This window comes from Brevibacillus ruminantium (assembly GCF_023746555.1).
Lineage (GTDB): Bacteria > Bacillota > Bacilli > Brevibacillales > Brevibacillaceae > Brevibacillus > Brevibacillus ruminantium.
On sequence record NZ_CP098755.1, the window covers coordinates 113,172 to 129,317 of the forward strand.

At 50.7% G+C, this 16,146-nt stretch carries 11 protein-coding genes and 1 pseudogene; all 12 read left to right on the plus strand.

From position 1 onward, the window contains the following. Positions 1-64 precede the first annotated feature (64 nt). The 12 genes and pseudogenes from NDK47_RS00680 (at position 65) to NDK47_RS00735 (ending at position 16,009) form a co-directional block, all read left to right on the plus strand. Positions 65-1,834 (plus strand): IS1182 family transposase, encoded by a 1,770-nt coding sequence (locus NDK47_RS00680; RefSeq protein ID WP_251870983.1) that lies wholly within the window; start codon positions 65-67, stop codon positions 1,832-1,834. A 423-nt stretch (positions 1,835-2,257) separates the two neighbouring features. Further along, the gene (locus NDK47_RS00685) at positions 2,258-2,542 is read left to right on the plus strand and encodes a hypothetical protein (protein WP_251872991.1); all 285 of its coding nucleotides are present in this window, start codon (positions 2,258-2,260) and stop codon (positions 2,540-2,542) included. Positions 2,543-2,790: 248 nt separating this feature from the next. Then, on the plus strand, positions 2,791-3,360 hold the full coding sequence (pth, locus tag NDK47_RS00690; RefSeq protein ID WP_251872992.1) for an aminoacyl-tRNA hydrolase: 570 nt from the start codon (positions 2,791-2,793) through the stop codon (positions 3,358-3,360). Positions 3,361-3,460: 100 nt separating this feature from the next. Further along, on the plus strand, positions 3,461-3,691 hold the full coding sequence (locus NDK47_RS00695) for an anti-sigma-F factor Fin (RefSeq protein ID WP_251872993.1): 231 nt from the start codon (positions 3,461-3,463) through the stop codon (positions 3,689-3,691). Between the two features lie 213 nt (positions 3,692-3,904). After that, positions 3,905-7,453 carry a transcription-repair coupling factor gene (gene mfd, locus NDK47_RS00700; RefSeq protein ID WP_251872994.1) on the plus strand — a complete coding sequence of 1,183 codons (3,549 nt, stop codon included), beginning with the start codon at positions 3,905-3,907 and terminating at the stop codon, positions 7,451-7,453. A 37-nt stretch (positions 7,454-7,490) separates the two neighbouring features. Continuing rightward, positions 7,491-8,564 (plus strand): peptidylprolyl isomerase, encoded by a 1,074-nt coding sequence (locus tag NDK47_RS00705; protein ID WP_251872995.1) that lies wholly within the window; start codon positions 7,491-7,493, stop codon positions 8,562-8,564. 227 nt (positions 8,565-8,791) lie between these two features. Next, positions 8,792-9,334: a stage V sporulation protein T gene (gene spoVT, locus NDK47_RS00710; protein ID WP_251872996.1), complete on the plus strand. Its 543-nt coding sequence runs from the start codon at positions 8,792-8,794 to the stop codon at positions 9,332-9,334. A 205-nt stretch (positions 9,335-9,539) separates the two neighbouring features. After that, positions 9,540-11,174, plus strand: coding sequence for a putative polysaccharide biosynthesis protein (locus NDK47_RS00715; RefSeq protein WP_251872997.1), 1,635 nt, complete (start codon positions 9,540-9,542; stop codon positions 11,172-11,174). 39 nt (positions 11,175-11,213) lie between these two features. Next, positions 11,214-12,682 (plus strand): annotated as a pseudogene (yabN, locus tag NDK47_RS00720) (bifunctional methyltransferase/pyrophosphohydrolase YabN). Positions 12,683-12,697: 15 nt separating this feature from the next. After that, a complete protein-coding gene (locus NDK47_RS00725) occupies positions 12,698-12,994 on the plus strand; it encodes an RNA-binding S4 domain-containing protein (RefSeq protein ID WP_251872998.1) in 297 nt (98 codons plus the stop codon). Positions 12,995-13,115: 121 nt separating this feature from the next. Continuing rightward, positions 13,116-13,790 carry a tetratricopeptide repeat protein gene (locus NDK47_RS00730; protein WP_251872999.1) on the plus strand — a complete coding sequence of 225 codons (675 nt, stop codon included), beginning with the start codon at positions 13,116-13,118 and terminating at the stop codon, positions 13,788-13,790. 161 nt (positions 13,791-13,951) lie between these two features. Further along, positions 13,952-16,009, plus strand: coding sequence for a copper amine oxidase N-terminal domain-containing protein (locus NDK47_RS00735; RefSeq protein WP_251873000.1), 2,058 nt, complete (start codon positions 13,952-13,954; stop codon positions 16,007-16,009). Positions 16,010-16,146 lie beyond the last annotated feature (137 nt).

Here is a 16,146-nt window from a genome sequence, read left to right on the forward strand (position 1 = left end):
AAAAAATCGTCTCTTCTTGTAAAATGAAAGTTCCCACACCAACATTTTAGGAAGGACGATTTTTATGTGTAATCTTTCGATTACTCCCCCATATTATACCACGCAATTAACTCTTCCCCTAGAGGGAACAGTAGAAAATATTGTTTCCAAGAGACAATGCGCTCCTACATTCAAATCATATAATAACCGTCAGGTTCAAGTTATCTTCGATATCGAGGAACTTATTCCCGTGCACCATGTCGCACGTGTGGTAGATGAAATGGTTGAGGCCATTCCTGATGATAAGTTATTTTCTCATTATCCAGGCGGTGGCAGACCTTCGTTCCACCCTAAGATGATGCTAAAGGTCATCCTGTTTGGCTACTCCCAGAAGGTGTACTCTTGCCGTGGTATCGAACAGCTTACCCGTGAAAATATTCCCACCATGTGGCTGGCAGCGATGCAACAACCAGACTACCGTACCATCAACGAATTTCGTGGCAGACGGATGAAATCGATGATGAATGAACTTTACGAAACCATGATCTTGAAGCTCATCGAGGCCAACTATATCACCATGGAAAATTACTTTCTGGATGGGACAAAAATCGAAGCAAATGCCAACAAGTATTCTTTCGTATGGAAAAAATCAACGATCCGATTCGAGGAAAAACTGAAGGAGAAGATCCGAGAAACCTTGCGGCTCATTGAGGAGACAGCCAAGGAGGAAGAATTGGAAATCCTTGCGGATAACCTGATGGATACAGTGGAAGACCCCTCCAAATTGGAAGAGATTGCTGTTGGCTTGGAAACCCACATAGCCGTTTTATCAGATGAGATGGAAAATGAGACAAATACAGAAGTCCGTAAGGAAAAGCGAAAAAGACAGAGTACATGGAAGAAATCCCTTAAGCTGATCCGTAAAGATTTCCTACCAAGGCTTGCCAAATACAAAGCTCAAAACGAAACTTTTGGTGACCGCAATAGTTATTCCAAGACAGATAGTGACGCAACATTCATGCGGATGAAAGAAGATCATATGAAAAACGGTCAACTTAAGCCTGGCTATAACGTACAGATGGCAACGGAGAATCAATTTATCCTATTTTACACCATTCATCAACGTCCAACGGATACACGCTGCTTCATCCCCCATCTAGAGAAGCTGGCTTCTTCCTGGCTGCCCATGCCCAAAAATGTCATCGCGGATGCGGGGTATGGGAGCGAAGAAAACTATCTGTATGCGGTGGGGGAGGAAAAAGAACCACGGTTTGATTTCCTCATTCCTTACGGAACCTATTTGAAGGAAAAAACCCGAAAAGCCAAAAGGGACATCAAAAGTGTAATAAACTGGGTCTATGTTGAAAAGGATGATTGTTTTATCTGCCCAAATGGAATGAAAGTTACGTTTAAGAAATACCAGAACAAGAAGAACGCCTCTGGTCATGAACAAAGTTACAAAATTTATGAATGTGAGGATTGTTCAGGGTGTCCATTCAAATCGCAATGTACCAAAGGTAAAGGGAACCGTCAGGTTCATTGGAATACGATCTTTGAAGAAATGAAAGCAAAGGCAAAAGCAGCCCTTGAATGTGAAGACAAAGCAGCTATCTATGCCCGACGTAAAGTCGAGGTCGAAAGCGTGTTCGGTCACATCAAGGGCAATCGGTCGTTCCGCCGATTTTCTCTTCGTGGGCTCGACAAAGTGCATGTCGAGTTCGGAATTGTGGCACTAGCACATAACTTGTTGAAAGTGGCGGGCATCCGCCTGGCCACATTCCTCAAACCAATAAGGGCAAAAAAAGAAGCTGGGGGAAAAACGAAACGGTTTTCCCCCAGCTTCTTTACTTTTTAGGGACTTTTTAGACAGCCCCTTTTTGCATATCCGTAAGTTAAATATTATAGGGGGCGTAAGCCTCCGTTATTCTCTCAATCTCAAATAAAACCTTCGAGATCACGGAGCCATAGCGAGAAGAAGCATGTTTCCCTGCTCAGCTCCGTATTCCGCCCGCAAGGAAGTAATACTGTCCGCTCCAGGGCAATTCGCGGGGGTGCGCAAAAGCAGCAACGCTACGAGGTCATCCAAGGTTGCGCCCCTTTTTCCCGCGAATTGCCCCTCCGCTGGGGCAGGGCTCCACAGTCGCACCGCAGGGAAACATGCTTCTTCACGAAACCGGAGCTTCTTAAATTTGAAGGGGAAGCGAAGGAGAAAAAGAATGAGAAAACCTATCATAAAACCGATAAATAAAACAAAAGAACAAAGCAGAGAACAAAACCAATGAACATTGAAGAAAACACTTTCCGAGGAACTAACGTATCTATTGTCCTTCCAAAGATAAAACCAGATCATTCCAAGTGCGAAAAACCGGTAATTGAACGCTCCGCTATCGTACAGCCGATGTTTTTTGGTTTTCATCCAAAATCATATTTCTCTTTTGCTCATTATAAAAGTATGGAAAAAGCAGCATGTTCGAAGAAGAATCCTGGTTCCCTGCGGTGCGACTGTGAAGCCCAGCTCAGCGGAGCAGCGGATGGCGGGAAACAGGGGCGCAACGTGGGATGACCCCGAAGCATTACTGCTTTTGCGCACCCCCGCCAGCCGCTGTGGAGCGGACAGTGAAATCCGCCCTGCAGGGCGAAATACGGAGCCAAGCAGGGAACCAGGATTCTTCTCACCACGGCCCCGTAGCACGGAGAAAAGCTAGAGGTTAATCCCCATAAGCTCATACAACTATAAGGGAAGTCGGACAGTTCCTTTGTTCCCGCGTTTGTTTTCGGTTAAAATGAGAGGAGAAAGAGGAGGGAGTCAGCGTGAAAGTAATCGTCGGACTGGGGAACCCCGGCAAAAAATATGAAGATACCAGACATAATGCAGGTTTTATGGCCATAGATAAGATTAATGACAAATGGGGCATACCCGTTCAGCAGAACAAATTTCGTGCGCTCGTCGGAGAAGGACGGATTGACGGAGAGAAAGTGCTTCTCGTCAAACCCCAAACCTATATGAATTTATCCGGTGAATCGATAGCGGAAATTCTGAAGTTTTACAAACTGGGCCCTGAGGATGTTGTGGTCATTTACGATGACCTGGATTTGCCCCCTGGCCAGCTTCGCTTGCGAGAAAAAGGAAGCGCCGGCGGACACAATGGGATCAAATCACTTATTATGCATATGGGTACACAAGATTTTAACCGCATCAAAATCGGCATCGGTCGTCCTGAACCGGGACGGAGTGTCAGTGATTATGTGCTCCACCCTTTTTCGACGGAGGAACGCCCATTAATTAGCGAAGCCGTAGATCTGGCTGCCGAAGCCGCCGCGATGTGGATGAAGGAACCGTTTCTCAAAGTGATGAACAAATACAACGCCGCCAAAAAATAAATACAGCGGTCGACCACTTCTGCCAAGACGAGACGTGTTAGTATGTTTTTCCACCTGCCCGGTCATACTAAGCTTAGGAATGGCTGGGGGTGTTGTAGGTATGAGCATTCGCTATGAATGTCGCTGCTGCGGCATGAGGATTGCAGAATTTGACGAAGACCGCGTATCGGAGGAACAACTGGGTTTGAACTCCTTGACCGCAGAGGAACGTGCTCTTATAATATCCAAAGAACTAGGGGGAGACACCGTGGTAAGCATCACCTGCGGTTTTTGCCGCGATGCCTTGCAACTGAACCCGGAGCTCTCGCTGGTAAATAGCCCGTTGCAATAAGGATGGGTGCATTTTCGAAGGCTTCAGATACAAGGCCTTGGCTTGCTTAAGCTAAGGCTTCTTTTCGCATGGTCGACTGATAGCGCTGTCAAGCGCGGTGCAGTTTGGCCGAAAGCGTATCAGCGTAAAGCAGATGAGCAGGACACATGAAAAGGCTGCCGGTTTGACAAACCAAGATTTTCGACACAGAAAAACCTGAGAGGGGACTCGTGAATGCAAGTCATCATTAACCCGATGAAACAGGACGCCCACATCGGGACGATCGTCGCCGGTCTGGATAGAGGGCTGAACGAACAGCTTGTCTCCGGACTGTCAGGCTCTGCGCGACAAGCCTTAATGGTTGCTCTGAAGCAAATGAGCGATCGTCCCATCTGCGTCATTACCCATAACATGTTTCAGGCGCAAAAGGTGTTTGAGGATTTAACCGAGCTCGTTCCCGCCGAGGATGTTTTGCTGTACCCCGGAAATGAGCTGATCGGATCGGAGCTGGCTATCGCAAGTCCGGATATCCTGGCACAGCGCATACACGTATGCAACCGTTTGGCCAAAGGCTTTACGGGTTTTTTGGTTGTGCCATTTGCCGGTTTGCGCAGATTGGCTGTGCCTCCTCACATCTGGAAAGAATCGCAAATTGAACTGACCGTGGGCGAGGAGCTGGATATCGACGCTTTCTTGCTGCGATGTATCGAGCTGGGTTACGAGCGGGTCGACATGGTGGAGCGGAAAGGCGAGCTCAGCGTGCGGGGCGGGATTATCGATTTGTACCCGATCGATTCGGAATGGCCTGTGCGCATTGAGCTGTTCGACGTAGACATTGACTCCATTCGCACTTTTGATATGACGACACAGCGGTCGCTGGAATCTGTCCAATCCTATACCATCGGACCCGCCAAAGAAATGATCGCCTCGACTGCATTGCTGCAGGAAGCGGCCATCCGGCTGGAACAGAAGCTGGGTGAAACCATTGGCAAGCTAAAGGATGGCGCAGCCAAGGAAAAGGTGGCCGGCAACATCGGTACAGACGTGGAGAGAATGGCGCAGGGACAGCGTTTCCCGCATCTGTACTCCTATATTTCCGTCATTTATCCGACACAGGAAACACTGCTCTCCTACATGCCGGCAAACACGCTGCTGATCGTCGACGAGCCTTCGCGTGTACTGGATACCGCCGCTCAGCTTCAGAAGGAAGAAGGAGAATGGCTGACCGGACGGATTGCCCAAGGCGAGTATATGGCAAACCTGACCCTGTCCCGTTCCTACGAGGAGCTCATCTCCTCCAAAAAACGGCAGACCGTCTATCTGTCGCTGTTTCTGCGTCAGTCTCCCAAAACCCAGCCGCAGAATATCGTCAATTTGACCTGTCGGACCATGCAAAACTTCCACGGGCAGATGAATGTCCTCAAAACGGAGCTGGCTCGTTGGAAGAAGTCGCAGGATCAGATTATTTTTGTTGCGGCCGATTTGGAGCGGGCCAAAAGGCTGGAGCGGGTTTTGCATGATTATGACATGGAAGCGGACCTGCTTGCAGAGGAAGTGGCTACGGTTCCTCCCGGGCGGCCTACGATCATTCTGGGCAACCTGCAGACCGGATTTGAGCTGCCTTTAAACAAACTGGTGGTCATTACGGAAGGCGAGGTATTTACCGCCAAGCAGCGCAAAGCGCGGAAAGCCCAGCCGGCGATGACCAATGCCGAGCGAATTAAAAACTACCTGGAGCTCAGGCCCGGCGATTACGTGGTTCACATCAATCACGGAATCGGCAAATATCTGGGGATCGAAACTAAAGAAATACTCGGAATTCATAAAGATTATTTGCATATTCAGTATGCGGGCGGGGACAGTCTGTTTGTCCCGATCGAGCAGATTGACCACATCCAGAAATACGTGGCCAGTGAAGAAAGCCAGCCCAAGGTGTACAGCCTGGGCGGCAGTGAGTGGAAACGCGTCAAAAACAAGGTGCAATCGTCTGTCAAAGATATCGCAGAGGATTTGATCAAGCTGTACGCTGCGAGGGAAGCGGCTGTGGGTCATTCGTTTTCCAGAGATTCAGAGGAGCAGCGTGAGTTTGAAGCGATGTTCCCGTATCAGGAGACGCCAGACCAGCTTCGGGCGATCACCGAAGTGAAAAGCGATATGGAGAAAAGACGTCCGATGGATCGACTGGTTTGCGGAGACGTAGGCTATGGAAAGACGGAGGTCGCGATCCGTGCTGCCTTCAAATCGGTCATGGACGGCAAGCAGGTAGCTGTGCTTGTACCAACCACGATTCTGGCCCAGCAGCACTACGAAACCTTCCGCGAACGCTTTGCTGACTACCCGATCCGCGTGGAGGTACTGAGCCGCTTCCGTTCGCGCAAGGAACAAAACGCGACGATGAAAGGGCTGAAGGATGGAACCGTGGATGTGGTCATCGGTACGCATCGTCTGCTGTCCAAGGATATTCAGTTCCGCGATCTGGGCATGTTGATTGTCGATGAAGAACAGCGCTTTGGCGTCAGCCACAAAGAGAAGCTGAAGCAACTGAAAACCAATGTGGATGTACTGACGTTGACGGCTACGCCGATTCCGAGGACGCTGCATATGTCGATGATTGGCGTGCGTGATTTATCCGTAATTGAAACGCCGCCGGAAAATCGCTTTCCCGTGCAGACTTATGTCATGGAGTACAGTCCCTCTCTGGTGCGTGAAGCGATTGAACGCGAAATGGCCAGGGGCGGCCAAATCTTTTTCCTGTACAATCAGGTGCAAGGGATCGAGCAGATGGCCGAACATATTTCCATGCTGGTTCCCGAAGCGCGGATTGCCGTCGCTCATGGACAGATGAACGAAAGCGAACTGGAGAGCGTAATTCTCGACTTTTTGGAGGGCAATTACGACGTACTGGTCAGCACGACGATTATTGAAACCGGGGTGGACATCCCGAATGTCAATACACTGATCATTCACAATGCGGATAAGATGGGCTTGTCCCAGCTTTATCAGCTGCGTGGACGTGTCGGCCGCTCCAACCGGATCGCCTATGCGTACTTTACCTATCAGCGCGACAAAGTGCTGACCGAGGTGGCGGAAAAACGTTTGCAAGCGATCAAGGAATTTACTGAATTGGGCTCCGGTTTCAAAATTGCCATGCGCGACTTGTCCATTCGCGGAGCGGGGAACCTTTTGGGGGCCGAGCAGCACGGCTTTATCAACTCGGTCGGATTTGACCTGTACAGCCAGATGCTAAAGGAAGCGATCGACGAGCTGAAAGGCGAAGTGAAGCAGGAAGCGGCGCCGCCTGTAGAAATCAACCTGCAGCTTGACGCCTACCTGCCGTCGACCTACATTACAGACAGCAGACAGAAGATCGAGATGTACAAAAAATTTGTCGCGGTTTCGTCACTCGAGGATGTCGACGATCTGGCAGAAGAACTGCTGGACCGCTTTGGATCGCTCACCAAACCGGTGGAGAACTTGCTCACCATCTCCCGGCTGCGCGTCTATGCGTTGGAGCATCGGGTTACAGAAATCAGCCAGAAAAATCCGGATGAAATCAAATTGTTCCTGCACCCCAGCCAGAACAACAACATTGATGGCGGCGCTCTCTTTGCACTTGCCAGCAATTGGAGCAGGAGGGTAGGCTTGTCGGGTGGACAACAGATCATCATTACTGTTAAAGTAAAGGGGTTACGGGAAGATGAAGGCGTGCAGCTTGTCGAGAAGCTGCTTCGCCAATTTCACATGGTGCGGAAAGACACCAGCACAGAAAGACCCGTGTCCTGAGGGAACACGGGGTTCTGAGAAGGGAGATCGACAAACGATGAAACGATCTGTTGCTTTATTGTCATCAGCAGTACTGGTTGTGTCTCTGTTGACCGGATGCGGCGGGGCAGCCGGAAAGGACTCTGCATCCAAGCCTGCTGACCAGACCCAACCTGCGCAAAACGGAGAACAGGCAACCCAGCCTGATGATGTGCTTGACCAATTTAAAAAACTGACACTGCCGTATACGGTTGAGCCGAAAACCGCTCTTGTCGAGTATAAGGACGGGACACTGAGCGCTGAAGAATTCGAGACCTTCCTGCGTGTCATTAATTTCCTCAATCCCATGCAGGGAATGATGATTGAATCGGCTGACCAGGAATCGCTGAAAATGTTTGCCCGGGAATACACCGCCACCAAGATTCTGGCCTCCCGCGCCGATGCTGCGATGGAAAAAGAAGCGAAGGAATTGGCAGAGCAAACCTTTGAGAGCCTGAAAATCCAATACATGGGATTGCTCGGCAAGGATGATGCCAAGTTTGAAAAATTGATGAGCAACCAAGGATTGGACAAAGAAACCGTCGTCGGCCAGATGGAACTCATCAACAAATCGATGACCGTGCTGAGAAAAGGGATTGACGAGCCTACGCTGAAAAAGCTGTATGAAGGAATGGACAAGGAATCTCTGACCGTTGCTTCCGTGCGTCATATCCTCGTATCCTTCGAAAAGCACAACAACAATCAGGAAGAAACCCTGCAAGTGGCGAATGAATTGGTAGCTCGCCTGAAAAAAGGGGAAGACTTTGCGAAGCTGGCGACCGAAAATACGGACGATCCGGGCAGCAAAGAGACTGGCGGCCTGTATGCTGATGCCGATGTCACCCAGTGGGTACCAGAATTTAAGGAAGCAGCCCTGAAGCTGCCGCTGAACCAGATCAGCGACCCGGTGAAAACGGATTATGGTTACCATATCATGCGTGTGGAAAGCCGCAAGGAAAAAACGTTTGACGAAATGAAGAAACAATTGGAAAGTCAGGCGTTGGAGCAGGCATACGACCATTTCAACAAAGAAGAGCTGGACAAGCTGATTACCAAATACAACATTCCGGAAACAAAACCGGCTTCAAAATAAACAGGAAAAGCAGGGGACTTCGGTTCCCTGTTTTTTCGTTTTCTCGCATATATTTGAAGCGGGAGTGAATACTATAATCACTCGCTACCGCCCGGGGGAGAGTAACCGAAAACATTGGAAAATGTTGCTGCCGACAATCCGTAGTGAAAATGAGAATCTGAGGAAAAAATACAGGTAACCACCAACCAATTCACAACCCACTTCTCAGGAAAGCGAGGCAACATGACATGAAAGCAACTGGTATTGTTCGTCGAATTGACGACCTCGGCCGGGTCGTGATACCAAAGGAAATTCGCCGTACGCTGCGCATTCGCGAAGGCGATCCACTGGAGATTTTTGTGGACCGCGATGGGGAAGTTATCCTGAAAAAGTATTCTCCGATTGGAGAGCTGGGTGATTTCGCCAAGGAATATGCCGACTCTCTGTACGAGAGCCTGAATCATATCGTCTTGATCTCTGACCGTGACACCATCATTGCCGTATCGGGTGCTTCCAAGAAAGAGTACATGGAGAAATCCATTGGCAGCATTGTGGAGAAATGTCTCGAGGATCGGAAAACAAGGCTGGAGAAAAATGCAGGCACGTATGAGCTGTGTCGCGATTTAAATGAAGTTTACGGTTCGTTCGTGGTTTCGCCGATTGTAGCTGGCGGTGATCCGATCGGTTCCGTTATTCTCCTCACGAAAAACGAATCCACAAAAATGGGTGACCTGGAAACCAAAATGGCAGAAACGGCAGCAGGGTTTCTCGCCAAACAGATGGAGCAGTAGATGGATGAAACAGCCTCGATTCGGGGCTGTTTTTTTGTACTTTCGGAAAGAATGGTTGTAATATGTTTGATAGGTTGAACGTAGAAACGTATAGGTGCAACGAAGGCAACGCCAAAGAGCTGGGCGAAGCCCAGTTTTCGAATGGCCTGAACGGTTGTGGTATAATGTACGCAGTTTGTGGTTGGAGAGGGGAAAATTCACACACATGGCTCAAGAAAAGGCTTCGGTACAATTCGTGAAAGGCGCCGCCATTTTGGGAGCGGCCGGTCTTGTCTCCAAGCTCCTGGGTGCGGTGTACCGCATACCCTACCAAAACATCGCGGGCGATATCGGCTTGTACGTCTATATGCAAGTGTACCCGTTGTATACAACCCTGCTGATTTTAGCGACAGCAGGCTTTCCTATCGCGATTTCCAAAATCATTTCCGAACGGATCGCCGTCGGGGATGCCGCCGGGGCACGCAAGGCGTTTCGCGTTGCCAATATGATGCTGGTGATCCTCGGTCTCGTATTCTTTTTGTTTCTGTACGGCGGAGCCTCGCTGATTGCCCGTGCCATGGGAGACGAACATTTGGCCAGTCCGCTTCAGGCAGTAGCCTGGTCACTCCTGCTCGTGCCGATGGTAGCGATCCTGCGCGGCTATTTCCAGGGGCATCAAAACATGATGCCGACAGGCGTATCACAAGTCATCGAGCAATTGGTTCGGGTTATTTTTATTTTAGTCGCAGCCTGGTGGGCCATGAGCGTATACCAGGATGCCTACTTGGCAGGGACAGGTGCTGTATTTGCCGCCTTCCCGGGAGCAGTCGCAGCGATCCTGGTCCTCCTATGGTACTGGAGAAAGAGCAAGCAGTCACATGTACTGGCAGGATCAGAAGCACCTGCCGCCAGTCAGTCCACCTGGTCGAACCGGCAAGTGCTTCGCAGTCTGCTGTTTTACGCGCTTCCGATCTGTCTCGGGGCCTTAGTGCTCCCCTTGATCCCTTTGGTGGATTCCATGACTGTCGTCAATATGCTGCAATGGAGCGGGATCGATGAGGATGCGGCCAAGCTGGTCAAGGGGGCGTTTGACCGCAGTCAGCCACTCATCCAGTTTGGAACGTTTTTTGCCACTTCGCTGTCACTCGCTCTGGTTCCCGCGATTAGCGAGGCGGCAGCGCAAAGGCAGCACCGTGTGATTGCAGGACGCTCGGAGGTCGCTATTCGCCTCACGTTTTTACTGGGACTGCCGGCTTCGGTCGGGTTGGCTTTGCTGGCGGAACCGATCAACGTCATGCTGTACGGTGATGATAAAGGGACGCAAGCATTGGCGATTCAAGCCTTTACCATCCTCTTTGCGACCTTGAGTATTGCCAGCGCGGGCATTCTGCAGGGTCTGGGTCGAGTGATGAGACCTGCGCGCAACCTGTTTATCGGGGTTCTATTCAAATTGATACTCAATCTCGTATTGGTTCCGTTCTGGGGAATTTCCGGAGCGGCCCTGGCGACCGTAATTTCTTATTTGGTTGCCATGGGGCTGAACGTACTGGGTGTGCAAAAGTACACCGGTGCCCGGATTGGGCTGAAACGGATTGCCTGGAGACCGTTTTTATCGGTAGTCGCAATGGGGATCGTCGTACTGATTGTGGAGTGGGGCATGCTTTTCCTGCTGCAGGGGGCGATTACCTCTAACCGGCTGCTTTACACGCTGGTTGGCCTCGTTTCGGTCGGGGCCGGCGGGGTCGTCTATCTGATCGCCTTGCTAAAAACAGGCGGATTGACCCGGGAAGACATTCGCTTTTTGCCGAAGGGAGAGCGTATTGCCTCTCTACTCGCACGTATGAAGCTGCTGCGTACATAGGCACATATTTCTCACCCATAGAGGGAGGCTTTTCACTTGATGAATGACAAAGGCAAAATCACGGTACTGGGGCTTGGCGCAGGTGATCTTGATCAGCTGCCGTACGGGTTGTACCGGCTGCTGACGACAGCGTCCCGTCTCTATTTGCGCACCTCGGATCATCCGGTTGTAGCGCAACTGCCGGAAAACGTCGTCTATGCATCATTTGACGACATCTATGAGCGACACGACAGCTTTGAACAAGTATACGCAGAAATTACCGAGACGCTGCTGCACAAAGCGGCGGAGGAGAAAGAGATCGTGTACGCTGTTCCCGGTCACCCTCTGGTGGCAGAGCGGACTGTGCAGATGCTGCTGCAGGAAGGGCCAGAGCAGGGTATCCGGATTGAGATTGGCGGAGGTCAAAGCTTCCTTGATCCCTTGTTTGCCCGTTTGCAGATCGACCCGATCGAAGGCTTTTCCCTTCTAGACGGGACAGCTCTCAAGGCGGAGCAGGTGCATCCCGGCCTGCATACGATTATTGCCCAGGTATATGATGCGCACGTCGCCTCTGAGGTAAAGCTCACACTGATGGAGGTCCTGCCCGATGAGTTCCCGGTTACCATAGCGACCGCCGTCGGGGTAAGGGATCAGGAGCGGGTCGAGACGGTTCCCTTGTACGAGCTGGATCGGCAGGATCACTTTGGCAATCTGACTCTGGTATATGTAGGGCCGGTCAAGGAAGACAGCGTGTGGTACCGCCAGTTTTCCTACCTCAAAGAGATTGTGGCAATCCTGCGCAGCCCGGAAGGCTGCCCTTGGGATCGAGAGCAGACGCATCAGAGTATCCGCAAGAATCTGATCGAAGAAACGTATGAAGTGCTGGAGACTATCGACGATGACGATCCTGATGCCATGTGCGAGGAGCTGGGCGATCTGTTGATGCAGATTATGCTCCACTCGCAAATAGCTGCAGAGGACGGTTACTTCACGGTGGACGACGTCGTGGCCGGGCTGAATCAAAAGCTGATCCGCCGCCATCCGCATGTCTTTGGGAACAAAAGTGCGGAAGATGCCGGAGAGGCCCTGGCCAACTGGCAGGAGATCAAGGCACAGGAGAAAGCGGCCAAGGGTATCGATTTGGAGAAGCAATCAAAGCTGGCTGGCATTCCCGCGACCTGCCGGCTCTGATGTACGCCTACAAGCTGCAGAAAAAAGCGGCGCATGTCGGTTTTGATTGGGATGACATCGCGGACGTGTACAAAAAAATCGAAGAAGAATACCAAGAGCTGCGGGAAGCTTCCGCGGAGGAACAGGCCGGTGAACTGGGCGATCTGCTGTTCGCGGTAGTGAACCTGGCCCGATTCCTGAAAATCGACCCGGAGGAAGCCCTCGCATTAACCAATCGGAAATTTACCCGCCGCTTTGCCTACATTGAGCAAAAGCTGCACGAATCCGGGCGCAGCTTTGACGAAACCAATTTGGAAGAGATGGATAAATGGTGGGAAGAGGCCAAACGGCTAGGATGAGGAGAAGATGACAAGATGAGATTGGACAAGTATCTCAAAGTGTCCCGCTTAATCAAGCGGCGGACGCTGGCAAAAGATGTGTGCGACCAAAGCCGGGTGCAGATCAATGACCGACCGGCCAAGGCTTCCAGCTCGGTCAAAATCGGCGACAAGCTGGATATCCGCTTTGGACAGAAAATCGTTTCCGTCAAAGTGGAAGATATCAAGGAAAACCCGCGCAAGGAAGAGGCTGCTTCACTCTACAGGGTGATCGGCGAAGTGCCTGTGCCGCGTGATGAAAAAGAGGAAAATGACTATCTAAAAGGAGTGTAGCGGAAGCGCACTTTTTCCCCAGCCCAAAAGAGAGGGACCCGTGCCAGTATTTGACAACAATTCTCAGGTATCCGTATAATAAGTAGGTAGAGATAGATTTGTGATGCAAAGGGATGAGACTGTGGGAAAAGTCATGTTGTTTTCGATCTTGTGGTGGATTACGGGGAACCCGTTTGTGGCATTGCTCATCATCCTGATCGTTCTGTACGCACTCGATTTGCGCTTTGTTCGCCTGCTGCCGGATGTGACGAAGCCGTTTCGGCGGAACAGTCGGATCGCTGCTTTGCGTCGGGAGCTGCGGCTAAACCCGCATGATACCTCGGCAAAAGTAGAGCTGGCCCGTTTGTTGATGGAAAAAGGCCAGTACCAGGAGGCGCTGGCCTACCTGGATGAAGTGGCATTGATCATGCAAGAGTCAGCGGAAGTGATCAGCGACCGGGGAATCTGTCTGCTCAAAACAGGCCGAGTAGAAGAAGGGGAAGCCATTCTGAAAAAGGCGCTGGAGATGAATCCCCGGGTTAAATACGGAGAGCCCTATCTGCGGTTGGGAGAGGCGTTCGCCAAACACAATCAGACGGAGAAGGCCCTGGCCTATCTGGAAGAATTGACAGGGATTCAAACTTCATCGGCGGAAGTGTATTACAAGCTGGGTATGCTCTACACCCAGATCGGGCAAAAGGAAAAAGCCCGCCAAGCCTTTTCGGAAGCTGTGGAGGTCTACCGGGGATTGCCCAAATACAAAAAGCGGACAGAGAGACGATGGGCGCTTCTGTCCTGGATGAAAAGCAAAGGATGAAGACTGCGAGCCGTGCAGTCTTTTTTCTTTTAACGTCATCGTCATTGCGTCCATGTTGGCTGACTATGCCCAGGATAGTAAATCGTTACCTGTTTGTAACGACTTTTTCACTAACCTTTTCCTATCATGGAGAGAGTTGCATGGAAAAGGAGGTCTTTGTGATGCACAAAAGCGCGAAAAAGGGACTGGCTGCGCTGATGGCGGCCACGGTACTTACTGCACCGTTAGCAATTAGCCCAATGACGGCTCATGCACTGACACTGGAGGATATTAAAGCCGAGGATACCGATACGAGAGAAGAAACCGAATATACACTCGAATTTGAACTGGACGAAAATTTAAGAAGAGGAGAAACGATCACAGTCGAATTCGATTCTGGATTTAGTATTAAAAATTTGCGCGAATCGGATGTCACCCTGAGAGATGATGATCGGCATAAGATTAGTATCGATAAGGTCAAAGTGAAATCGCGAAGTGTCGAGATCACCGTCGATGAAAAAATTAGTTCTGGTACGGTTCTTACGCTGACAATTGATCGTGTCACCAATCCATCCAGCAAGGGCAGATACACGATCAGTGTGGAAACAGAAAATGAAAGAGCAGATAGTGACTATATCCAGATCGGAAGCAGCTCTTCCAGCAGCAAAAACAGCTCCAAAGACGTATCGGTCAGCCAAAGCAGTTATGAAGAAGGCGCAACCACATCGATTACGATCGGAAAGTTTAACCTGGACAAATCGGATAAATTGAAGCAGGGCAAGTACATTTATGTGGACTTCCCTCACCGGGACATGTTGCCGAGAAAAATCGACAAAGCCGATGTCAAGGTGAACGGAACCAGAGCCGCAGATGTTACGATTTCGGGCAGTGACCGGGTGAAAATTGAGATCCCGAAAGGCGCTGACGGGGATACCAACCTCAAGCTGGAATTTTCCTCGGATGCCGGCATCAAAAACCCGGAGTCTGGCAGCAAATACACGTACAAGATTACGTACGACAGCAGAGACTACGAAACCGACAGCTTTGAGATCAAGGGAGGCAAACGGAGTGCGTTTGATGTAAGGCTCTCCGACAAGGGCGTAGGAGCGCGGACCAGCTACAGCTTTGATGTCAGCCTGAGCGAACGCGTCTATGCCGATACACCGATCTCAGTCGAATTCCCGCGTACGGAGATGATTCCGCCGGTTATCTCCAACCTGTACGTGACAGTAAACGGGAAGAACGTTTCTTCACTGGGCGTAAGCGGAAGCAAAGTGTCATTCCGTACACCGTCCGGCTTTACCAACAGCAACAAGCTGAACATCGAGTTTGACTATGATGCTTTCGTGCGCAACCCGAACACCCCGGGAAGCTATGACATCATTGTCACGGTCGATGGCAGAAAGTATTATTCCAGCAGTTTTGATATTTCCGGCACACCGATTGTCAATCCGACTCAGCCGACGACGCCTCCACCGGTGCCGGTGCAGGTGGACAACAGCTCGGCTACTTTAACCTTGACCAAATCATTGCCGCAGACGGCAACCGGGATGCAAGTCGCGATCCGTTCCCTGGGCATGCCTTTGGTGAAAAACCGCGATTTTATTGAGATCGTCATGCCGATCGGTTTCCGTGTTCCGGCCTACATTGCGCCGCAAACAGTGACACTCAACGGCGTGACTCCAGCATTCGTGGGCGTGCGCGGACAAAATCTGATTATCGTTCCCGGACAAGATATTCCTGCGAAAACAGGAGTCAACATCAGCATGCTCGAAACGTCGGGAATCGTCACACCTGCTGCAGGTGGCGTGTACAATATCGGCGTTTACTCTTCCGAGGAACCAGGCATTTTGTTCTCGCGCACAGTGAATGTCGTACCGACCAACTCGGTTACGTTCCAGGCGAGCGTGGGCTCCTTCATGAAGAATGGCAAGAAGATTGCTTTGCCAGCCGCACCATTTGCCGTCAACGGACATACGCTGATGCCGGCACCTTTCTTCCGGGATGGTCTGGGCGTTTCGACCACGTTCACCAACAGCACAGCGAAAATTGTAGGCAATGGCAAAACGATTCAATTCAAAGTGGGCTCCAACATCGCGACGGTCAATGGCAAGAACGTTACACTGCCGGTAGCCGTACAAGCGAGAAACAATGTGCCGGTGGTTCCACTGCGTTTTGTGCTTGATCAACTGCAGTACAAGATTTCGTTTAACAACGGCCATTATGCCGTATTCAAATAACCTGACAAAAGCCAACCTTTTGCGGGTACAAGCAAATCAGGAGTATTTTTCGGGACCTCTCCCGGAAAGTACTCCTTTTTTGATCGCGAGCTAAGTGCGGTTGCCCTCCCTCCCTACGGATCAAATTTGGAAGGGCA

Excerpts from the sequence above, each read along its gene's own strand:
- NDK47_RS00680 (WP_251870983.1), top strand. The coding sequence starts at position 65 with ATGTGTAATCTTTCGATTACTCCCCCATATTATACCACGCAATTAACT.
- NDK47_RS00685 (WP_251872991.1), top strand. The coding sequence starts at position 2,258 with ATGAACATTGAAGAAAACACTTTCCGAGGAACTAACGTATCTATTGTC.
- NDK47_RS00695 (WP_251872993.1), top strand. The coding sequence starts at position 3,461 with ATGAGCATTCGCTATGAATGTCGCTGCTGCGGCATGAGGATTGCAGAA.
- mfd (WP_251872994.1), top strand. The coding sequence starts at position 3,905 with ATGCAAGTCATCATTAACCCGATGAAACAGGACGCCCACATCGGGACG.
- NDK47_RS00705 (WP_251872995.1), top strand. The coding sequence starts at position 7,491 with ATGAAACGATCTGTTGCTTTATTGTCATCAGCAGTACTGGTTGTGTCT.
- spoVT (WP_251872996.1), top strand. The coding sequence starts at position 8,792 with ATGAAAGCAACTGGTATTGTTCGTCGAATTGACGACCTCGGCCGGGTC.
- NDK47_RS00715 (WP_251872997.1), top strand. The coding sequence starts at position 9,540 with ATGGCTCAAGAAAAGGCTTCGGTACAATTCGTGAAAGGCGCCGCCATT.
- NDK47_RS00725 (WP_251872998.1), top strand. The coding sequence starts at position 12,698 with ATGAGATTGGACAAGTATCTCAAAGTGTCCCGCTTAATCAAGCGGCGG.
- NDK47_RS00735 (WP_251873000.1), top strand. The coding sequence starts at position 13,952 with ATGCACAAAAGCGCGAAAAAGGGACTGGCTGCGCTGATGGCGGCCACG.